This is a genomic window from Streptomyces sp. ADI95-16 (genome assembly GCF_003721495.1).
Classification (GTDB): Bacteria; Actinomycetota; Actinomycetes; order Streptomycetales; family Streptomycetaceae; genus Streptomyces; species Streptomyces goshikiensis.
In genome coordinates, this window is the sequence record NZ_CP033581.1 from 3854029 (window position 1) to 3874632 (window position 20604).

Sequence of the window (20604 nt, forward strand, 5' to 3'; positions counted from 1 at the left end):
GGAGAGGGACGGGGCACCGTCGTACGGGGGTGCGCGCCGCTCAGACGTCCAGCTGGTCGGCGACCGCGCGCAGCATGCCGGCGATCTTCCCGCCGTGCGCCTTGTCGGGGTAACGGCCCCGCTCCAGCTGCTGCGTGACGTTCTCCAGCAGGGTCGTGAGGTCCTGCACGATCGAGGCGAGCTCGTCCGGCTTGCGGCGCTGCGCGGCCGCGACGGACGGCGCCGGGTCCAGGACCGTCACCGAAAGCGCCTGGTCACCGCGCTGGCCGGCGACCACACCGAATTCGACGCGCTGACCGGGCTTGAGCGCGTCCACCCCGTCGGGGAGCACCGACGAGTGGACGAAGACGTCGCCGCCGTCGTCGCGGGAGAGGAAGCCGAAGCCCTTCTCGCTGTTGAACCACTTGACCTTGCCGGTAGGCACGTCCGTCCTCTGTCCTTGTGCTCGTCGGGTCCGGTTCGCCGCCCTGGCGGCTCCGGATAGCAGTACAGCGGGTCACCGACCCGCCACACCTCCAGGCTAATGGTCCGGAGACGGGTGACAAGTCGTTCCCCGGTCCTTCGCGGTCGACCGCTTCGGCCAGGGAACTACCCTGGTGGGGTGACTGTTACTCCTCAGACCGACGAAGCACGGCCCGGCGACGCGCTGGTCCGGGCCGGCGGCATCGTGTTCATCGTCGGCGCGGTGGCGACCCTGGCGACGATGGCCCCGCTGTTCCTCGACGTCGACCCGTTCCCGGCGTACGCGTGGGCCGTGTGCATGCTCATGGGCGTCGGCTTCGCCATCTCGGCGGCGGGCGTGCTGCGCTCCGCCTCGGCGCAGCGCAGGGCCGCCAAGGCGTCGCAGGGCTCCTAGGGCCTGTCTGCCGTGCCGTCAGACCTCGCGCGTACGGACGTACTCCGCGAGCCACGCCGGCAGCGCCGTGAGGTCCGGCAGCACCACGTCCGCGCCCGCCGCCAGCAGCTCCGGCTCCGGGCACGGCCCCGTCGGGACGGTCACCGACACCGCGCCGGCCGCCCGCGCCCCGCGTACGTCGCCCACGTGGTCGCCGACGTAGACCTGCGCCCCGTACTCGCGCAGCGCGCCCGCCTTGGCCTCCGCCCACAGCCAGCCGATGACGGCGTCCGGCTCGATGCCGAGGTGCTTGAGGTGGAGGCGGGCGTTGGGCTCGTGCTTGGCCGTGACCACGATCGCGCGGCCGCCGAGCGCCTGGACCGCCTCGATCGCCTCGCGGGCACCGGGCATCGCCGGCGTCGGGTCGATGGCGTACGCCGGGTACATCGCCCGGTAGCGGTCCGCCATCGCCGGGATCTCCGCCTCCGGGAACCAGTACGCGAGCTCCTCGTCCAGCGGCGGACCGAGCCGCGTGATCGCCTGCTCGGCGTCGATGAACGTACCGGTCTCGGCCGACAGGGCCTCGTAGGCGGCCTTGATGCCCGGCCGCGAGTCGATGAGGGTCATGTCGAGGTCGAAGCCGACCGTCAGCGGCGGGGCGGTGGTCTCGGCGGTGGTCTCGGGGCTCAGGGTCATACCGGCCATTGTGCCCAGCCGGGCTCGCGGACCGGGAACGCGGACTGATCCCCGCCTTACCGGAGGGTGAAATCCGGTGACGCGCGGGCCCCGGAGGAGTCAGCGGCGGCGGGCCCGCCAGACGAGGTAGAGGGCCGAGGCCAGACCGGCCCCGCGGGCCAGCCACGGCCACATGCCCGGGAGGACCTCCGAGAGGCCGCCGTCGGGCAGCGGCTCGCCCCAGCGCCCGTTCTGGCGGCCCCACAGCCACACCACCGCGCCCGCGAACACCGCGCCCGGCAGGCCGAAGACGGCCACCTTCCGCTCCGTCGGCCCCAGCACCCGCGACGCGTACACCGCCAGCCAGCCCAGCCCGAGCAGCAGCCAGTACCCGCTCACCGCGCCCGCCACGAGGATCGCCGCCGCGAGCAGGAGGAACGCGTTCGCCTTCGGCCGCACGGCGGCGACGGCGACGGCGGCCCCGGCGGCCCCCGCCGCCGCGCCCGGCTTCTTCCCCGCGCCCAGCCCCGCGCCCAGCCGCTCCCGCGCGAAGCGGGCCAGCCGCCGCCCCCGGGACGCCGCCGGCGCGGGCTCCGGCTCCGCTGCCGCCGCCGGCTCGTCCTCCTCCGGCTCCTTGAACAGGTCCGGGAGCTCGATGCCCCCCGCGAAGCCCTCCACCTGCGGCCCGCCCGCGCCGAACGGCCCCGGCGTGACGCGCCACCAGTCCGGCCCGGCCCCGCCCGACGGCCCGAGTTCGTCGAGCCCCGCCAGGTGCGGCGGCACGTTCACCGCCGCGCGGGCGCCCGGCCCCCGCTGGGCGGGGACCCCCGGCGCGATGTCCGGGGCCGCCGGGCCCGACAGCGCGCCCAGCGTGTCCAGCACCTCCTCGGGGGTGCCGATCCGCTCCAGGATCTTCCGTACCGACGCCTGGGTCTCCGGTTCGTACTTGGCGCGCCGACGGTCGATCTCGTCCCGCAGCCCCGCCACCAGTCGCATCCGGTCACCGGAAGGCAGCTGCCGCCGCTGAGCCAAGTCCCCTACGCGGCTCAGATATTCGTAGACCAGCTGGTCGCTCTCGATCCCCATGCCCAGGCTCCTCCCGTACCGCCTGCCGGAAAGGTAGCGCGTGCGGGCGTGGAGCTGCCCCGGGCGCAGCGGATACCGTTGGCCGGATGGGGACCGGCCGACTGACCGGCCGACGCGACCAGGAGGCGACTGTGCCTGAGCCAAGCACCGGGCCGAGCACCGGCACCACGGAAAGCGCCGCCCCGCGCTCCCTCGCCGAGGCCCTGCGCGCCCGCGACGACGACTCGCTCGCCGCGCTGCTGCGCGCGCGCCCGGACCTGCTGAACCCGGTGCCCGGCGACATCACCCAGCTCGCCACCCGCGCCGGCACCCGCGCCTCGGTGGTGCGGGCCCTGGACCGGCTCGACCGGTTCGCGCTCCAGAGCGCCGAGGCCCTCGCCGTCGCCCCGGACCCCTGCCCGTACCCGGTGCTGGAGTCGCTGCTGGCCGGCGAGCACGGCACCACCGGCGGCGCCGACAACGGCTCCCGCGCCGCGCTGCCGCGCGCCCTGGGCACCCTGCGCGAGCAGGCCCTCGTATGGGGCGACGACGAGCGGCTGCGGCTGGTGCGCACCGCCCGCGAGCTCCTCGCGCCGTCCGCCACGCGGCCCTCCCCGACCGGGCTCGGCCCGACCGTCGCCGAGGCCACCGCCGGGATGTCACCGACCCGGGTCCAGGAGATCGTGGCGGCCGCCGGGCTGCCCGGCACCCACGACCCGGTGTCCGCCGTGGCCGCGCTGACCGGCCTGTTCACCGACCCGGAGCGGATGGCGGCGCTGCTCGACGAGGCGCCGGCGGAGGCCCACCAGGTGCTCGGCCGGCTCGTGTGGGGGCCTCCCTACGGGGAGGTGACCCCCCAGCCGACCCCGCCGGTGCGCTGGCTGCGCGACCGGGGGCTGCTGCTCCCCGCCACGGCGCGGACCGTCGTACTGCCCCGCGAGGTGGCGCTGCACCTGCGCGGCGGGCTCGCGCACCGCGTCCCGGAGCCGGTGGCGCCGGCGGTGCCCGCGCACCGCGAGCACCGTCCACACCTTGTGGACGCGAACGCGGCCGGGCAGGCGCTGGCCGCCCTGGCCACCGTCGAGGAACTGGTGAAGTCCTGGGAGCACGCGGGCCCGGCGGTGCTGCGGGCCGGCGGACTCTCCGTACGGGACCTCAAGCGGACCGCCGCCACCCTGGACGCCACCGAGGGCGCGACCGCGTTCTGGATCGAACTCGCCTACGCGGCGGGCCTGCTGGCCGGCGACGGCGAGGCCGACGAGCGGTACGCGCCCACCCCCGCCTTCGACGACTGGTGCGAACTCCCGCCCGCCGAGCGGTGGTCGGCGCTCGCCGCGGCCTGGCTGCCCGCCACCCGCACCGCGGGCCTGGTCGGCGAGCAGGACGCCAAGGCCCGTACGTTGTCGGTGCTGGGCCCGGACCTGGACCGATCCGCCGCGCCCGAGGTGCGCCGCCGCGTCCTCGACCTCCTCGCCGAGCTCCCCGAGGGCGGCTCCGCCGACCCGGCGGCCCTCCTCGCGCGGCTCGCCTGGGAACGCCCGGTGCGCGGTACGAGCGACCTGCGGGCCCGCCTCGCGCACTGGGCGCTGACCGAGGCCGAGGTCCTCGGCGTCACCGGCCGGGGAGCGCTCTCCGCGCCCGGCCGGGCCCTGCTGGAGGGGCGCGACCCGGCGCCGCCGCTCGCGCCGCTGCTCCCCGAACCGGTGGACCACGTCCTGTTGCAGGCCGATCTGACGGCGGTGGCGCCGGGGCCGCTGCGCCGGCCGCTCGGCGACACCCTGGCGGTGCTCGCGGACGTCGAGTCCAAGGGCGGGGCGACGGTGTACCGCTTCACGCCCGGGTCGGTACGCCGGGCCCTGGACGCCGGGCACACCGCCTCCGACCTGCACGCCTTCCTCGCCGAGCACAGCCGCACCCCGGTGCCGCAGCCGCTGACGTACCTGATCGACGACGTCTCGCGGCGGCACGGGCACCTGCGGGTGGGCGCCGCCTCCTCGTACGTGCGCTGCGACGACGACGGCATGCTGAACGAGATCCTGGCCGACAAGCGCTCCGCGGGGCTCGGGCTGCGCCGCCTCGCCCCGACGGTGCTGGCCGCGCAGGCCGAACCCACCACCCTGCTCGACGGGTTGCGGGCCATGGGGTACGCGCCGGCCGCGGAGTCCCGTACCGGCGACGTCCTGGTGGCCCGGGCGGACGCCCGCCGGACCGCGCCGCGCTCGGCGCCCGAACCGGTGCCGGACGGCCCGCCGGTGGCGGACGCGACGCTGCTGGGCGCGGCCGTACGGGCCATCCGCGCGGGCGACCGGGCGGCGACGGCGGTGCGCAAGGAGCCGGCCGAGCCGTCGGCGCCGGCCCCGGCGGCGGGCGAACTCCCGCGCACCAGCGCGGCGGAGACCCTGGCGACGGTGCAGGCGGCCGCGCTGACCGGGTCGGCGGTGTGGATCGGGTACGTCAACGCGGACGGGGCCGCGAGCCAGCGGGTCATCGCGCCGGTACGGGTGGAGGGCGGCTTCGTCACCGGGTACGACCACACGGCGGACGAGGTGCGGACGTACGCGCTGCACCGCATCACGGGCGTGGCCGAACTGGCGGAGGACCAGGTCTGAGCGGCCGTAATCCGCTGGCCGGCGCGGCGCCCCGCCGGGCACCCTGAACGGCATGCCCGAAACCCCGGACCCCGCGCCTCTGCCCGTACCCGTGCCGAACCGTGCCGTCCGGGCCGCCCACACCGCCCGGACGGTCACCGTCTACCAGGCGTACGCCCCGCACCTGGGGCTGCCGGCGGCGCGGGACGGCCGCTTCCCGCCCGCCTGGAAGCGGGAGCGGATGACATGGGTCAAGCCGTCGTTCCTGTGGATGATGTACCGCTGCGGCTGGGCCACCAAGGCCGACCAGGAAACGGTGCTGGCGGTCGAGATCACCCGCGAGGGCTTCGACCACGCGCTGCGCCACGCCTGCCTGTCGCACTTCGAGCCCGGCACCCACGCCGACCGGTCCTCCTGGCAGCGGGCACTGCGCGGGGCGCCGGCGCGCGTGCAGTGGGACCCCGAGCGCGACCTGCACCTGAACCCGCTGCCGTACCGCTCGCTCCAGCTGGGCCTGTCGGGTCCGGCCTCGCGCGCCTACGCCGACGAGTGGACGCTCTCCATCCGCGACGTCACACCGCTGGCCCGGGAGGTCCACGGCCTGCTGCGGACCGGGAACGCGGACGCGGCGCGCGCCCTGCTCCCACGGGAAACCCCGTACCCGTCGCCGCCCCTGCCGCACCTGGGCGCGTAACCACCGGGCCGGGGCGACCACCCGCCGCGGGAGCCCGTCACCGGAGGGCGGCCCGGCCGGGCCGCGGGCAGAATCTCCCCGCCCGCGGAGCGATACGGCAGACTGGAGGTTTGGCCGCCCGCGTCCGGGTGGTCACCCCACGCCGAAAGGGACGTGTGTGAACGGGCCCCTCATCGTCCAGAGCGACAAAACCCTCCTGCTGGAGGTCGACCACGAGCTCGCCGGAGCCGCGCGGCGCGCCATCGCGCCCTTCGCCGAGCTGGAGCGGGCGCCCGAGCACATCCACACCTACCGGATCACCCCGCTCGGTCTGTGGAACGCCCGGGCGGCCGGGCACGACGCCGAGCAGGTCGTCGACGCGCTCGTCGAGTTCTCCCGCTACCCCGTCCCGCACGCGCTGCTCGTCGACGTCGCCGAGACCATGGCCCGCTACGGCCGGCTCACCCTCTCCAAGCACCCCGTGCACGGGCTGGTCCTGACCAGCACCGACCGGCCCGTGCTGGAGGAGATCCTGCGGTCGAAGAAGGTCGCCCCGCTGGTCGGGGCCCGGCTCGACCCCGACACCGTCGCCGTGCACCCCTCCGAGCGCGGACAGATCAAGCAGACCCTGCTCAAGCTGGGCTGGCCGGCCGAGGACCTCGCCGGGTACGTGGACGGCGAGGCGCACCCCATCGACCTCGTCGAGGACGGCTGGGCGCTGCGCCCGTACCAGCAGCAGGCCGTCGAGGGCTTCTGGCACGGCGGTTCGGGCGTGGTCGTCCTGCCCTGCGGCGCCGGCAAGACGCTGGTCGGCGCCGGCGCGATGGCGATGGCCAAGGCGACGACGCTGATCCTGGTCACGAACACCGTCTCGGCCCGCCAGTGGAAGCACGAGCTGGTCAAGCGGACCTCGCTGACGGAGGAGGAGATCGGCGAGTACTCCGGCACCCGCAAGGAGATCCGGCCCGTCACGATCGCCACGTACCAGGTCCTGACGACGAAGCGGAAGGGCGTCTACCCGCACCTGGAGCTCTTCGACTCCCGGGACTGGGGCCTGATCCTCTACGACGAGGTGCACCTGCTGCCGGCGCCGGTGTTCAAGTTCACCGCCGACCTCCAGGCGCGCCGGCGGCTCGGCCTGACGGCGACGCTGGTCCGCGAGGACGGCCGCGAGTCGGACGTGTTCTCCCTCATCGGCCCGAAGCGGTTCGACGCGCCGTGGAAGGAGATCGAGGCGCAGGGCTACATCGCCCCCGCCGACTGCGTCGAGGTCCGCGTGAACCTCACGGAGAGCGAGCGACTGGCGTACGCGACCGCCGAGACCGAGGAGAAGTACCGGTTCTGCGCGACCACCGCCACCAAGCGGAAGGTCACCGAGGCGCTGGTACGCAAGCACCAGGGCGAGCAGACCCTGGTCATCGGGCAGTACATCGACCAGCTCGACGAGCTCGGCGAGCACCTGGACGCACCGGTCATCAAGGGCGAGACCTCCAACGCGCAGCGGGAGAAGCTCTTCAACGCCTTCCGCGAGGGCGAGATCAGCGTGCTGGTCGTCTCGAAGGTCGCGAACTTCTCGATCGACCTGCCGGAGGCCACGGTCGCCATCCAGGTGTCGGGCACCTTCGGCTCGCGCCAGGAGGAGGCGCAGCGCCTCGGCCGCGTCCTGCGCCCGAAGGCCGACGGCCACGAGGCGCGGTTCTACTCGGTCGTCGCGCGCGACACCATCGACCAGGACTTCGCCGCGCACCGGCAGCGCTTCCTGGCCGAACAGGGCTACGCCTACCGGATCATGGACTCCGACGAGCTGCTGGCCGACGGCTGACCGGCGCCGGGGCCCGGGCGGCCGGCCCGGGCCGCCCGGGCCGCCCGGGTCAGGATCGCGAGGAGCGGTACGGACCAGACCCACAGGTGCGACCAGGGCCAGTCCAGCGGCAGGGCCCGGCCGGTCGCGGGCAGGTGCCGGGCCCAGAACTCGGCGGAGGCCTGCGGGAGCACGAGCAGGCCCAGCAGGGCGGTGCCGGTGAAGGCGGCGAGCGCCGTCAGCCCGGCCCGGGCCCGGCCGGTGAGCAGCAGGTACGGGACGAGGAGCGCCGGGGTCAGGGTGATCCCGGCGGCGGTACCCAGGGCGAACCCCTTGCCGAGGGCGGAGCGGGGCCGGCCCAGGTCCCAGACGGCGAGGCAGGCCAGCGCCAGGTTGATCTGACCGGTCAGCGGGGTCTGGAACAGGGGCTCCAGCCACAGTCCGGCGGTGGTGGCGGCCAGGACGGGTCCCGGCCGGGCCGGCAGCCCCGCGAGGCGGCAGGACAGCAGGACGAGCAGCGCGAGCAGACCGGCGCTGCCGAGGACGATGACGGCCTTGAGCACGGCCGCCGGCAGCCAGGCGGCCGGGGTGAACAGGATCGCCGCGAACGGCGGGTACGCGGTCGGCGGGTGCCACTCGGCGGCGCGGAATCCGCGGACGAGGGCGTCGGCCACCGGAATGCGCAGGGCGACGCAGAGCACGCCCAGCAGGAGCAGCGGGCCGGTGACCAGCCGGCCGGAGAACGACCCGGAGAACAGCCCCGTCGCGGCCCCGGACAACAAACCGGACGACGACTCGGGGGACAGCCCGGGCGATGACCCAGGCGACGGCCCGGACGACAGACCGGACGACGACTCGGGGGACAGCCCGGGCGATGACCCGGACGACAGCCCCGACGACAGCCCGGGGGAGGCGCCGAAAGGGGGCACCGGCGAGCGGTCGGGGGCGGGTCTGCGGGTCACGCGCGTGACCCTAGTGGATCACTGGCGGCGTACCGCCGGGTTCAGGCCACGGCTCGGCGCCGGCCCCTCGGGGCGGGGCGCGCGCGGGTGTCGCCGTACCGGAGGGCGGACCCCCGGATGGCCGAACCAGCAGGTCAGCGGCGTATGACTCCGGCTTCCTCAGCGTATTCGCCCATGACGACGACGCTGACGGCGGTGGCCGCGAAGACCTTCGCGGCATGCAGCAGGCCACCGACGCGGTGACGGGGACGGTAGTCGGGTGAAGTGGCGGTGGCGCCGCTCGGGCGGCCGCCCCGGATCGGGGTGAAGGTTGCGGTGCTCATACATCCATGGTGCGTTTCCGCGCCGGATTTCACATCGCTCTGGGGGCTGAACCCGGGGCCGCGCGGCGTCCTCCTCACGACCCATGGCGTCCCCTAGTGGCTCTGCCGCGGGTCTGACACTCCCGGGTATGACCCGTACGGCGCTCCTGCCCCGCAGGTATTCACCCGGGGAGGGAGCGGGCGGTAAAACCGTTCGCGCGAACCGGCCGCCCTGACTAGAATCTCCGCTCTTGCCGCCTCCCACCGCTCGCCGGGGAGTGCCGCCCGCCGGACGGAAACCGGCGGGCATCCACCACGCAGACCAGCAGCTGGAGGCAGTCCCGTGCCCGCGCACGCCCCCGAGTCCGACACCGCCACCGACACCGCTCCGTCCCCGGCCCTCCTCGACGGACCGGGCCCGCTGGCCCGCGAACGGTCGCACCTCACCGCCTCCCGCGCCGCGCTCCGCGCCATGCGCGAGGACGTCGAGGCGCTCGACATCCGCGACGTCACCGCGAACTGGGTCAACGCGATCGTCCTCCAGGCCCAGATCGACGACCGCATCAAGGCGCTGGCCGACCTGGCGCACACCCCGCTGTTCTTCGGCCGCCTGAACTACCTGCACGCCCCCGGCGCGGAACTGGCCGAGGGCGCCGAGGGCGAGCAGTTCTACATCGGCCGCCGCCACGTCCACGACGCCGACGGCGACCCGATGGTGATCGACTGGCGCGCGCCGGTCTCCCAGCCGTTCTACCGGGCCTCCAAGAACGACCCGCAGGACATCGCGCTGCGCCGCCGCTTCGGTTACACCGGCGGCGAGCTGACCGCCTACGAGGACGAGCACCTCTCCGACCCGGCAGAGGCCGCAGCCGTCAGCAAGCTGCTCCAGCAGGAGATCGAGCGCCCGCGCGTCGGCCCCATGCGGGACATCGTCGCGACGATCCAGCCCGAGCAGGACGAGATCGTCCGCTCCGGGCTGTCCGGCTCCGTCTGCGTCCAGGGCGGCCCCGGTACCGGCAAGACGGCGGTCGGCCTGCACCGGGTCGCGTACCTGCTGTACGCGCACCGCGACCGGCTCGCCCGCACCGGCACGCTCGTCATCGGGCCGAACCGTTCCTTCCTGCACTACATCGAGCAGGTGCTGCCGGCGCTGGGCGAGCTGGAGGTCAAGCAGGCCACCGTCGACGACCTCGTCGCCCGTGAGGGCCTGGAGGTACGCGGCGCCGACCAGGCCGAAACCGCCGTCATCAAGGGCGACGCCCGGATGGCGCAGGTGCTGCGGCGCGCGGTCCGCTCGCACGTCAGCCTGCCCGTCGAGCCGCTGATGGTGGTGCGCGGGTCGCGGCGGTGGCGGGTGCCGGCGTACGAGCTGGAGCAGATCGTCACGGAACTCCAGGGCCGGGACATCCGTTACGGCGCCGCCCGCGACGCGCTGCCGCAGCGCATCGCGCACGCGGTGCTGGTACGGATGGAGCAGGCGGGCGAGGCCCCGGACGACCGGGTCCAGGACGCGGTGGCGCGCAGCGCGGCCGTGAAGGCGGTGGTCAAGGCGGTGTGGCCGCCGGTGGAGCCGGCGAAGCTGGTGCTGCGGCTGCTGTCGGACCCGGAGTTCCTCGCGGCGCACGCGGAAGGCGTCCTCTCGGAGGAGGAGCAGGGGCTCCTCCTGTGGCCGAAGCCGCTGCGGAGCGTGAAGTCGGCGAAGTGGTCGGCGGCGGACCTGGTGCTGATCGACGAGGCGGCGGACCTGGTGGAGCGCACGCATTCGCTCGGCCACGTCGTGCTCGACGAGGCGCAGGACCTGTCGCCCATGCAGTACCGGGCGGTGGGGCGGCGCTGCACGACGGGCTCGGCGACGGTGCTGGGCGACCTCGCGCAGGGCACCACCCCGTGGGCCACCCGCAGCTGGGCCGAGGCCCTGACCCACCTGGGCAAGCCGGAGGCGGTGCTGGAGGAGCTGACGGCGGGCTTCCGCGTGCCGCGCGAGGTGATCGCGTACGCGTCGCGGCTGCTGCCGGCGATCTCCCCGGGGCTCGCCCCGGTCTCCTCGGTCCGCGAGACCCCGGGCTCGCTGATCGTCTCGCCGACGTCGGACCTGACGGCCTCGGTGATCGAGGCGTGCCGCGGCTCGCTCGGCCACGAGGGCTCGATCGGCCTGATCGCGGCGGACGCGCGGATCCCGGAGCTCGGGGAGGCGCTGGTGGCGGCGGGCCTGCCGTACCTGTCGCCGGGCGAGGAGACCACGGCGGAGTCCCGCCTGACGCTGGTCCCGGCCTCGCTGGCGAAGGGCCTGGAGTACGACTACGTCGTGCTGGACGAGCCGGCCGCCATCGTCTCGGGCGAACCGGACGAACGCACCGGCCTGCGCCGCCTCTACGTCTGCCTCACCCGGGCCGTCTCCGGCCTGACGGCCCTGCACGCGGCCCCGCTGCCGGCGGCCCTGGCCTGAGGGCCGCGGCCGCGACGGCGCGGCACCGCGTCGCGCCGTCGCGCCGTCAGTCGAGACAGAACTCGTTGCCCTCGACGTCCTGCATCAGGATGCAGGACTCGTTCTCCTCGTCGGCGAGCAGCGTGCGCACGTGCACGGCGCCGAGCGCGACCAGGCGTGCGCGTTCGGCGTCGAGCGTGGCCAGGCGCTCCTCGCCCACGAGGCCGGTGCCGGCCCGGACGTCGAGGTGCATCCGGTTCTTGGCGACCTTGCCTTCGGGGACGCGCTGGAAGTACATGCGCGGGCCCTCACCCGCCGGATCCATGCAGACGAACCACGCGTTCCGCCGCTCGGGCGGCAACGAGCCGTTGTAGTCGTCCCACGTGGCGAAGCCCTCCGGGGGCGGCGGCACGACGTACCCGAGCACCTCGCACCAGAAGCGGGCGACGCGCTCGGGTTCCGCGCAGTCGAAGGTCACCTGGAACTTCTTGATCATTGACATCGGCGCACCATAGCAGCGGCCCTGCCGCCCATCTCCCGCCAGGGAGCTACGTGTTGGCGGGGCTCCCAGCCCAGCCAGGCCCGGCCGCCGACGGCCGGGGCCGGGGCGCGGGTGCCCTGCGGGGCTGGTCCCCTGCCCGCCCTTCCACCGTTCCCCGGGCTCCGCCCGGACCCGCGCCTCAAACGCCGGCGGGGCTGAAGGCGGGGCCTAGGAGAGGGCTTCGCGCCAGGTGGCGACCGCCGTCGCGGAGACCGGGCCGGCCCACCCGGAGGGACGGGCCGCGCCGCCGATGTGGAACGCGTCGATGCCCGCCGCCCGCAGCTCGGGAAGGTGCGCCAGCGTCAGCCCGCCCCCGGCCAGGATCCGCGGCTCGTACCCCGGCTCCCCGCGCCGCGCCGCCTCCGCGACCAGCACCGGCAGGCCGTCGGACACCCCCGCCGCCGCCCCGGCCGTCAGGTACGTGTCCAGCCCCGGCAGCTCCGCCAGCGCCTTGCGCAGCCCGTCCCGGTCGGCGGCCCGGTCGATCGCCCGGTGGAACGTCCACCGGCAGCCGCCCAGCTCCGCGACGACCGCCCCGAGCGCCGCCAGGTCGGGCGTGCCGTCGGGGTTCAGGAACCCGAGGACGAACTCCCGCGCGCCCTCCGCCCGCAGCGCCCGCGCCTCCTCGACCAGCGGGGCCACCGCCCCCGCCGCGAACCCGTCCGTCCGGCGGAGCATCACGCGCAGCGGGATGTCCACGGCCGCCCTGATCGCCGCGAAGGTCTCGCGCGCCGGGGTGAGCCCGTCGGCGGCCATGTCGGTGACCAGTTCAAGGCGGTCCGCCCCGCCGGCCCGGGCCGCGACCGCGTCCTCCACGTCGAGGGCGATCACCTCCAGGAGCGCACGGTTGCTCATTCGATCCCATCCTTAGGAAGACTGCTCGTACGAAATAGGTCTAGTCCAATATCAGGGTACGGGTCCACGGCCGCACACCACCAGCACAATGAGCCCATGGACACCGACTCGCCCGACGCGCCCCGCCACGACACCGCGCCGCTCCTCGCCCGCTGGCACGCCACCGCCGCCGCCGCGGGCGCCGACCGGGACCCCGCGCCCTACGCCGACCGGCTCCTCGCCGCCTGGGCCGAGCCCCAGCGCCGCTACCACACCACCGCGCACCTGGCCGACGTACTCGCGCGGATCGACGTACTCGCCGGCCACGCCGAGGACCCCGCCGCCGTCGAGCTCGCCGCCTGGTTCCACGACGCCGTCTACCGCCCCGACCGCTCCGAGAACGAGGAGCGCAGCGCCGCCCTCGCCGAGCGCGCCCTGCCCGAACTCGGCATCGGCCCCGCCCGTACCGCCGAGGTCGCGCGGCTGGTCCGGCTCACCGTCAGCCACGACCCCGCCCCCGGCGACACCAACGGGGAGGTCCTCTGCGACGCCGACCTCGCCGTGCTCGCCGGCGACCCGGCCGCCTACGCCGGCTACGCCGCAGCCGTCCGCGCCGAGTACGCGTTCGTGCCCGAGGACGCCTTCCGCGCCGGCCGCGCGGCCGTACTCCGCCAGCTGCTGGAGCTGCCCCGGCTGTACCGCACCCCGTACGGCGCGGAGCACTGGGAGGGCCCGGCGCGCCACAACCTCGCCACCGAGCTCGCGCTGCTCGCATAGCGGAGCCGACCGCGCGGGCGCAACACTCCTGACACATTCGTCCGGGAATGCGATCACGTTCACCAGGGTTGGTGAAGGACATGCCCTCAGCCGCCGAAGCACGTTCCCGCGCCCGCGTCCGCACCCGTATGCCCGTCGCCGTCTACGTCCTCGGCCTGTCGGTGTTCGCCCTCGGCACCAGCGAGTTCATGCTCTCCGGGCTGCTGCCGCCCATCGCCGAGGACATGGACGTCACCATTCCGCAGGCGGGCCTGCTGATATCCGCCTTCGCCATCGGCATGGTCATCGGCGCCCCGCTGCTGGCCGTGGCCACCCTGCGGCTCCCGCGCCGCACCACCCTCGTCTCCCTCATCAGCCTCTTCGGCCTCGGGCAGATCGCGGGCGCGCTGGCCCCCTCGTACGAGCTGCTCTTCGCCTCCCGCGTCGTCTCCGCGCTCGCCTGCGCCGGCTTCTGGGCGGTCGGCGCGGCCGTCGCGATCGCCATGGTCCCCGTCGACGCCCGGGCCCGCGCGATGGCCGTCATGATCGGCGGGCTGTCCATCGCCAACGTCCTCGGCGTCCCCGCCGGCGCCTTCCTCGGCGAGCACCTCGGCTGGCGCTCCGCGTTCTGGTCGGTCGGCGCGGCCTCCGCGGTCGCCCTCGTCGGCATCCTGACGCTGATCCCGAGGATCCCGCTGCCCGCCGAGAAGCCGTCGCTGGGGCGGGAGCTGCGCATCTACCGCGACCGGCAGGTCTGGCTGGCCATCGGCATCACCGCGCTGGCCGCCGGCGGCGTGTTCTGCGCCTTCAGCTACCTCTCCCCGCTGCTCACGGACGTGGCCGGGCTGGACTCCGGCTGGGTGCCGTGGATCCTCGGCCTCTTCGGGATCGGCGCGCTGGCCGGCACCACCGTCGGCGGCCGGGTCGCGGACGCGCACCTGTTCGGCGTCATGCTGTGGGGGATCACGGCGTCGACGGTGTTCCTGGCCGCGCTGGCCCTGCTGGCGTCGGCCGCGGCCGCCGCGATCGGGCTCTCCTTCCTGATCGGCTTCTCGGCGTTCTTCACGGCGCCCGCGCTCAACGCCCGCATGTTCAACGTGGCGGGCGCCGCCCCGACCCTGGCCGGCGCCACCACCACGGCGGCCTTCAACCTGGGCAACACCGGCGGCCCCTGGCTCGGCGGCGCCGTCATCGACGCGGGCCGCGGCTTCGCCGCCACTGCCTGGGCGGGCGCGGCCATGACGGTCACCGCCATCGCCCTCGTGGCCCTCGCCCTGCGCCTGGAGCGCCGTACGCCGCAGGGCCCGGCCCGCGTGGTCGCCTCGGGCGGCGCCGCCGCCACCCCGGCCGCGGAGCCCGCCCGCGCCTGACCGCGGGCCCGGTCGCCGCCCCCGACCCGGCTTCCTACGATGGGAAGGTCCGCTCGGGGAGCCGGGAACCGCTCGGGGACGCGCGTCAGAGGTGATCCTCCATGGGCCGGTACCGCACGCCCACCGCGCTGGCAGCCGCCTCGCTGCTGCTGACCGCGCTGTGCGCGGGCCAGGCCCCCGCCGCCGCCCCGCCGGGCCGCGTCGACATCGACCCGGTGGTCGCCGAGCGGCTCGACGACGCGATCACCGCGGCCATGCGCGAGGCCGCCATCCCCGGTGTGGGCGTCGGCCTGTGGATCGACGGCGACGACTCCTACGTGCGCTCCTTCGGCACCGCCGACAAAGCCACCGGCGTCCCCCTCAAGACCGACATGCACACCCGCATCGGCAGCGTCACCAAGACCTTCGCCGTCACCGCCGTCCTCCAGCTCGTCGACGACGGGAAGGTACGGCTCGACGCGCCGGTCTCCACGTACCTCGACGGCGTGCCCGGCGGCGAGAGGATCACCGTCCGCCAGCTCGCCGACATGCGCAGCGGCCTCTACAACTACACCGAGGACCCGCGCTGGCTGGCCACGTTCAAGGCCGACCCGCACCGCGCGTGGACCCCGCGGGAGCTGCTGGGCATCGCCTTCCGGCACCCCGCCGACTTCCCGCCGGGCGCGCGCTGGGAGTACTCGAACACCAACACCGTCCTGCTCGGCGTGCTCGTCGAGAAGATCAGCGGGCAGCCCCTGCACACCTACCTGAAGCAGCACGTCTTCGAACCGGCCGGCCTGGCCGCGACCTCGCTGCCGACCGGCGCGGAGATCGCGTCCCCGTTCGTGCACGGCTACACGAACTTCACCCCGGACGGCGCGACCGTCGACGCCTCCACCTGGAACCCGTCCTGGGGCTGGGCGGCCGGCGCGGTGACCTCCACCATGGACGACCTGCGCTCCTGGGTCCCGACCCTGGTCAGCGGGCGGCTTCCGGACGGCGAGCGGCTGCTGGAGCCGGCCACCCAGGCCCAGCGGCTGCGCGTGCTGCCGACCGGCCACCCCGACGTGCGCTACGGGCTCGGCATCGCCGACATCGACGGCTGGGTCGGCCACAACGGCGAACTGCCCGGCTACGAGACCATCGCCGTCCGGCTCCCGCAGGCCCGCGCCACGCTGGTGATCGTGGTGAACTCCGACGTCGACGGCAAGTTCGGCAGCCTGAGCGGCCTCATCGCCAACGCGGTCACCAAGATCGTGACCCCGGGGCACGTCTGGGCGCTCCCGGCGGCGGCCCAGCCCAGCGCCGTCCCGGAGCCGTCGACCCCGGCACCGGCGCCCAAGCCGAGCTCCTAGGCCGGGCTCCTAGACCGGGCTCCAGGCCGGGCTCCAGGCCGGGCTCCAGGCCGGGCTCCAGGCCGGGCTCCTGGACCGGGCTCCTAGGCCGGGCGCCCCTTCGGCCGTCGCAGGCCGGCCGCGGTGAGGCGGCGGACCAGTTCCTTGCTGCCGATCTCGACCGCGCCCGCCGCCACCGCGCCCGCGTAGCGGTGCTCCGGCACGTCGTAGTGGTCCCGCTCGAACGCCCGCGGCGGACAGCCGATGCCCGCCGCGAAGGCGTGCAGCTCCTCGTACGACACGTCGCTGACCAGGTGTGACCACATGCGGCCGTGGCCCGGCCAGGTCGGCGGGTCGATGTACACCGTCACCGGCGGCTCACCGGCCGCCACCGGCACCGAAGACCGCCCCGAGGCCGCCCACCGGAGCGACCTTGACCACGGTCTTCGCGCACACCCAGTGCGGATCGGGGCCCAGCTCGGGCTCCACGTCCAGCGCGTGCGGGTCGCCGTGCGAGCAGACCGGGCACAGCGGCCAGCGCCCGTACTTCTCCAGCAGCGCGTCCTGTACGTCCTGGGCGACGAGTCCGGCGAGGTAGTCGACCCCCTCCGGCCACTGCTCCACCCACCACCGGCGGTGCGTGACCGAGTCCTCGACGAGGGAGACGACATCGGCTTCGGCGACCTCGCCCGCGACGAGATCGGCGAGTACAAGGGCACGGGCGGCGTGCAGCGCCTGCTCCAAAGGGGTCGCGTGGTCCATGGGGACATTGTGAACCCGCGGCGGCCCAGAGTCGAAGGCCTGCCTGCCGCTGCCCGACGCCCGCCCGCCGCTCCGCCCGCCGCCTCGTCCACCATTTCGTCCGAAAATCGGGTTTTCGGGGGATGTGCGCACGCGCGCGACGGCGGGCATCGGCGCGTCCTCCCCCGTACACCGGGACCTCGCGCGGAAACTGCTGCGCACCGGGCTCACCGCCCCGTCCCGCGCCGAACCGTCAGGAGCCGCCGCCCATGACCGCGTCGTACGCCGAACTCCGCGCCCAGCTGGACACCCTGACCACCGAGGCCTTCCGCCCCGAGCTGGCGGACATCGACCGGATGACCACCCTCGACATCGCCCGCGTCATGAACGCCGAGGACGCCACCGTCGCGGCCGCCGTCGCGGAGCGGCTGGAGGAGATCGCCGCCGCCATCGACGGGATCGCCCCGCGGATGGCACGCGGCGGGCGGCTGGTCTACGCCGGCGCCGGTACCGCCGGGCGCCTCGGCGTGCTCGACGCCAGCGAGTGCCCGCCCACCTTCAACACCGGCCCCGGCCAGGTCATCGGCCTGATCGCGGGCGGCCCCACCGCCATGGTCAAGGCCGTCGAAGGCGCCGAGGACTCCAAGGAGCTGGCCGCCGAGGACCTGACCGCCCTGGCGCTGACCGAGGCCGACACCGTGGTCGGCGTCTCCGCCTCCGGCCGTACCCCGTACGCGATCGGCGCCGTCGAGTTCGCCCGTACCCGCGGCGCCCTCACCGTCGGGCTGTCCTGCAACGCCGGATCCGCGCTCGCGGCGGCCGCCGAGCACGGCATCGAGGTGGTGACCGGCCCCGAGCTGCTGACCGGGTCCACCCGGCTGAAGGCCGGTACCGCCCAGAAGCTGGTGCTGAACCTGATCTCGACCCTCACCATGATCCGGCTCGGGAAGACGTACGGGAACCTCATGGTCGACGTACGCGCCTCCAACGAGAAGCTGCGCGCCCGCTCCCGCCGCATCGTCGCGCTGGCGACCGGGGCGTCCGACGCGGAGACCGAGGCCGCGCTCACCGCCACCGGCGGCGAGGTCAAGAACGCCATCCTCGTCGTCCTCGGCGGCGTCGACGGCCCCACCGCGGCCGCGCTCCTGACCGCCTCGGGCGGCCACCTCCGCGCGGCCCTCGCGCGGAGCACCAGCGGCGCCGGCGGCTGACTCCGCGGCCGACGGCCAACGACACCGACGACACCGACGACCGACGACCGACTCCGAGGCGAAAGACCACGATGTCCCCTGACACGCACCGCGCCACCGCCGCCGCGATCCTCCCGCTGGTCGGCGGCCCGGACAACATCACCTCCGTCGCCCACTGCATGACCCGCCTGCGCATCGGCCTGCGCGACCGCTCGCTGGTCCAGGACGAGGCGCTCAAGGCCCTCCCGGCGGTCCTGGGCGTGGTGGACGACGACACGTACCAGATCGTGCTCGGCCCCGGCGCCGTCGCCCGGGTCACCCCCGAGTTCGAGGCGCTGGTGGAGGAAGGCCGGGCCGGGGAACCACGGGCCGCCGAGCCCCCGCGCCCCGTCACCGCCGCCGGGCTCGCCGACCGCGGCGCGGCGCTGCGAGAGGACCGGAAGGCCCGCAACGCCACCCCGCTCAAGCTGTTCCTGCGCCGCGTCGCGAACATCTTCGTCCCGCTGATCCCGGCGCTGATCGGCTGCGGCATCATCGCGGGCCTGGCCGGCGTGCTCACCAACCTGGGCTGGCTGCCCACCCTGGTCCCCGCGCTCGCCGCCATCGCCTCGGGGTTCATGTCCCTCATCGCCGTCTTCGTCGGCTACAACACCGCCAAGGAGTTCGGCGGCACCGCGATCCTGGGCGGTGCGGTCGCCGCGATCATCGTCTTCCCGGGGGTCGCGAAGATCGACGCCTTCGGCGAGCACCTCTCCCCCGGCCAGGGCGGCGTCCTCGGCGCGCTGGCGGCCGCGTACCTCGCGGTCCGCGTGGAGCGGCTGTGCCGCCGGTGGGTCCCCGGGGCGCTGGACGCCCTGGTCACCCCGACCCTCACCGTCCTGGTCGCCGGCCTGGCCACCCTCTTCGGCCTGATGTTCCTCGCCGGCGAGGTCTCCGCCGCCATCGGCGGCTTCGCCACCTGGCTCCTGGCCCACGGGGGCGCCTTCGCCGGTCTGGTCCTGGGCGGCCTGTTCCTCCCGCTGGTGATGCTGGGCCTGCACCAGGCCCTGATCCCCATCCACACCACCCTGATCGAGCAGAACGGGTACACCGTCCTGCTCCCCATCCTCGCCATGGCGGGCGCGGGCCAGGTCGGCGCCGCCATCGCCGTCTACGTCCGGCTGCCGCGCAACCGCTCGATCCGTACGACGATCAGGTCCGCCCTCCCGGCCGGCTTCCTCGGCGTCGGCGAACCGCTGATCTACGGCGTCTCGCTGCCGCTGGGCCGCCCCTTCGTCACCGCCTGCGCGGGCGGGGCGGCGGGCGGGGCGTTCGTGGGCCTGTTCAACCAGCTGGGGGTGGCCTTCGGCTCGACCGCCATCGGCCCGTCGGGCTGGGCCCTGTTCCCGCTGCTGCACGGCGGGTCGGGGATGGGCCCCACCCTCGCGATCTACGGGGGCGGGCTGGCCGTCGGCTACCTGGTGGGGTTCCTCGCCACGTACTTCTTCGGCTTCACCCGGCAGATGCTCGCCGACCTCGACACCGACCCGGACCCGGAGGCCACCTCCGCCACCGCCGAACCGCCGAAGCAGCCCGCGCTGACCTGACAACAAGCCCTAGCCGCGCGCGGCCTCGATGAACGCCCGGATCAGCTCCGGCGACTTCACCCCGCGCGCGCGTTCCACCCCGCTGGACACGTCCACGCCCCACGCCCCGGTCGTCTCGACGGCCCGCCGCACGTTGTCCGGGCCCAGCCCGCCCGCCAGCAGCCAGCGGCCGCCGGGCGCGGTGAACTCCGCCGCCGCCCAGTTCCACGGCTTGCCCGAACCCGGGTCCGGGGCGTCGATCAGCAGCAGGTCCTCCCCGTACTCCCCGCACCGCTCGACGTGCCGGGCGGTGGCCCGCAGCAGCGTGCGGCCCCCGGCGCGCAGCGCCTCGTAGTACTCGGGCCCCTCGTCCCCGTGCAGCTGCACGCCGCGTACGCCGCTCTCCTCGGTCAGGCGCCGCACCTCGGCCACCGGCTGGCCGCGGAACACCCCGACGGTGAGCACCCCGGCCGGCACCCGCGCGGCCAGCTCCCGCGCGACGGCGGCGTCGACGGTACGCGGGCTCCCCGCGGCGAACACGAACCCGACGGCATCCGCCCCGGCGGCCACCGCGGCGTCGACGTCCGGCCCGGTCTTCAGCCCACAGATCTTGATGAACACGTCCGCCCCGCCCGCCACCTCAGTCATGCCAGCAGTCAACCACCCTCCGCGCACCACGCAAGGTTCCGTCCCGCGAGAACGGCCGGGCGACGGCCGGCGGCAGTTTCATCCGATGAGGTGTACGGACCCACACTGGTTCGCAAGGAGCTCGGGCTGTCCCAGAGCCGGCTGGCCGAGCGGTCCGGCCTCACCCAGGCGAAGATCTCCCGCGTGGAGGGCGCCGACGCCGTACCCACGCTGCCGCTCCTGCGCCGACTCGCTCGCGCGCTGGACGCCTCTTTGAACATCGCCTTGGGCGACGACCACGAAGAAGTCACCTTCATCGCGCGCCCCGCCGCCTGAACCAC

Annotated in this window: 20 protein-coding genes and 1 pseudogene; 11 read left to right on the forward strand and 10 right to left on the reverse strand. The window is 74.9% G+C overall.

All coding sequences use genetic code 11. From position 1 onward, the window contains the following. Positions 1-40 precede the first annotated feature (40 nt). Positions 41-424, reverse strand: a complete 384-nt coding sequence (locus tag EES41_RS43835) for a cold-shock protein (protein WP_037797809.1) — start codon at positions 422-424, stop codon at positions 41-43. Between the two features lie 177 nt (positions 425-601). Between EES41_RS43835 and EES41_RS16840 the strand changes: the two genes are divergently transcribed. Continuing rightward, positions 602-856, forward strand: a complete 255-nt coding sequence (locus EES41_RS16840; protein WP_123079294.1) for a hypothetical protein — start codon at positions 602-604, stop codon at positions 854-856. Positions 857-874: 18 nt separating this feature from the next. On the opposite strand, the gene EES41_RS16845 is transcribed toward EES41_RS16840, so the two are convergent. Then, complete coding sequence (locus EES41_RS16845) at positions 875-1540, reverse strand: HAD family hydrolase (protein WP_123079296.1); 666 nt, start codon at positions 1538-1540, stop codon at positions 875-877. A 90-nt stretch (positions 1541-1630) separates the two neighbouring features. Next, the gene (locus EES41_RS16850; RefSeq protein WP_123079298.1) at positions 1631-2596 is read right to left on the reverse strand and encodes a hypothetical protein; all 966 of its coding nucleotides are present in this window, start codon (positions 2594-2596) and stop codon (positions 1631-1633) included. 86 nt (positions 2597-2682) lie between these two features. On the opposite strand from EES41_RS16850, the gene EES41_RS16855 reads away from it, so the two are divergent. The 3 genes from EES41_RS16855 (at position 2683) to EES41_RS16865 (ending at position 7658) form a co-directional block, all read left to right on the forward strand. Continuing rightward, complete coding sequence (locus EES41_RS16855; protein ID WP_123079300.1) at positions 2683-5184, forward strand: helicase C-terminal domain-containing protein; 2502 nt, start codon at positions 2683-2685, stop codon at positions 5182-5184. Positions 5185-5236: 52 nt separating this feature from the next. Next, complete coding sequence (locus EES41_RS16860; RefSeq protein WP_123079302.1) at positions 5237-5857, forward strand: DUF4291 domain-containing protein; 621 nt, start codon at positions 5237-5239, stop codon at positions 5855-5857. Positions 5858-6014: 157 nt separating this feature from the next. Further along, positions 6015-7658 carry a DNA repair helicase XPB gene (locus tag EES41_RS16865; protein ID WP_073775117.1) on the forward strand — a complete coding sequence of 548 codons (1644 nt, stop codon included), beginning with the start codon at positions 6015-6017 and terminating at the stop codon, positions 7656-7658. Here EES41_RS16865 and EES41_RS16870 read toward each other — a convergent pair. Together EES41_RS16870 and EES41_RS16875 are read right to left on the reverse strand one after the other, a co-directional pair. Further along, complete coding sequence (locus EES41_RS16870) at positions 7616-8599, reverse strand: glycosyltransferase 87 family protein (RefSeq protein WP_254211474.1); 984 nt, start codon at positions 8597-8599, stop codon at positions 7616-7618. The genes EES41_RS16865 and EES41_RS16870 overlap by 43 nt on opposite strands. Before the next feature lie 134 nt (positions 8600-8733). Continuing rightward, a complete protein-coding gene (locus EES41_RS16875) occupies positions 8734-8922 on the reverse strand; it encodes a hypothetical protein (protein WP_008743812.1) in 189 nt (62 codons plus the stop codon). A gap of 400 nt (positions 8923-9322) precedes the next feature. On the opposite strand from EES41_RS16875, the gene EES41_RS16880 reads away from it, so the two are divergent. Further along, positions 9323-11347: an AAA family ATPase gene (locus EES41_RS16880; RefSeq protein ID WP_123082523.1), complete on the forward strand. Its 2025-nt coding sequence runs from the start codon at positions 9323-9325 to the stop codon at positions 11345-11347. Positions 11348-11393: 46 nt separating this feature from the next. On the opposite strand, the gene EES41_RS16885 is transcribed toward EES41_RS16880, so the two are convergent. Together EES41_RS16885 and EES41_RS16890 are read right to left on the reverse strand one after the other, a co-directional pair. Beyond that, positions 11394-11828, reverse strand: coding sequence for a VOC family protein (locus EES41_RS16885; RefSeq protein WP_123079304.1), 435 nt, complete (start codon positions 11826-11828; stop codon positions 11394-11396). Between the two features lie 207 nt (positions 11829-12035). Further along, on the reverse strand, positions 12036-12722 hold the full coding sequence (locus tag EES41_RS16890; protein ID WP_123079306.1) for a copper homeostasis protein CutC: 687 nt from the start codon (positions 12720-12722) through the stop codon (positions 12036-12038). A 96-nt stretch (positions 12723-12818) separates the two neighbouring features. On the opposite strand from EES41_RS16890, the gene EES41_RS16895 reads away from it, so the two are divergent. The 3 genes from EES41_RS16895 to EES41_RS16905 all read left to right on the forward strand — a co-directional run bounded on the left by EES41_RS16895 (position 12819) and on the right by EES41_RS16905 (position 16161). Beyond that, positions 12819-13478: a hypothetical protein gene (locus EES41_RS16895; protein ID WP_037795366.1), complete on the forward strand. Its 660-nt coding sequence runs from the start codon at positions 12819-12821 to the stop codon at positions 13476-13478. Between the two features lie 128 nt (positions 13479-13606). After that, positions 13607-14827 carry a Cmx/CmrA family chloramphenicol efflux MFS transporter gene (locus EES41_RS16900; protein ID WP_123079308.1) on the forward strand — a complete coding sequence of 407 codons (1221 nt, stop codon included), beginning with the start codon at positions 13607-13609 and terminating at the stop codon, positions 14825-14827. Between the two features lie 101 nt (positions 14828-14928). Continuing rightward, positions 14929-16161: a serine hydrolase gene (locus EES41_RS16905; RefSeq protein ID WP_123079310.1), complete on the forward strand. Its 1233-nt coding sequence runs from the start codon at positions 14929-14931 to the stop codon at positions 16159-16161. Positions 16162-16244: 83 nt separating this feature from the next. Here EES41_RS16905 and EES41_RS16910 read toward each other — a convergent pair whose 3' ends face one another. Continuing rightward, entirely contained in the window at positions 16245-16511 is a 267-nt protein-coding gene (locus EES41_RS16910; protein ID WP_073775285.1) for a DUF4031 domain-containing protein, read from the reverse strand. 7 nt (positions 16512-16518) lie between these two features. After that, complete coding sequence (locus EES41_RS16915) at positions 16519-16902, reverse strand: hypothetical protein (RefSeq protein WP_073775131.1); 384 nt, start codon at positions 16900-16902, stop codon at positions 16519-16521. Between the two features lie 248 nt (positions 16903-17150). On the opposite strand from EES41_RS16915, the gene murQ reads away from it, so the two are divergent. Both murQ and EES41_RS16925 read left to right on the forward strand, forming a co-directional pair. Next, positions 17151-18092, forward strand: coding sequence for an N-acetylmuramic acid 6-phosphate etherase (murQ, locus tag EES41_RS16920; RefSeq protein ID WP_123079312.1), 942 nt, complete (start codon positions 17151-17153; stop codon positions 18090-18092). A 71-nt stretch (positions 18093-18163) separates the two neighbouring features. Further along, positions 18164-19657, forward strand: a complete 1494-nt coding sequence (locus EES41_RS16925) for a PTS transporter subunit EIIC (RefSeq protein WP_123079314.1) — start codon at positions 18164-18166, stop codon at positions 19655-19657. 9 nt (positions 19658-19666) lie between these two features. Here EES41_RS16925 and EES41_RS16930 read toward each other — a convergent pair whose 3' ends face one another. Further along, on the reverse strand, positions 19667-20284 hold the full coding sequence (locus EES41_RS16930; RefSeq protein ID WP_123079316.1) for a phosphoribosylanthranilate isomerase: 618 nt from the start codon (positions 20282-20284) through the stop codon (positions 19667-19669). Positions 20285-20401: 117 nt separating this feature from the next. Between EES41_RS16930 and EES41_RS16935 the strand changes: the two are divergent. Beyond that, positions 20402-20599, forward strand: a pseudogene (locus tag EES41_RS16935) (helix-turn-helix domain-containing protein); the annotation flags it as partial. Positions 20600-20604 lie beyond the last annotated feature (5 nt).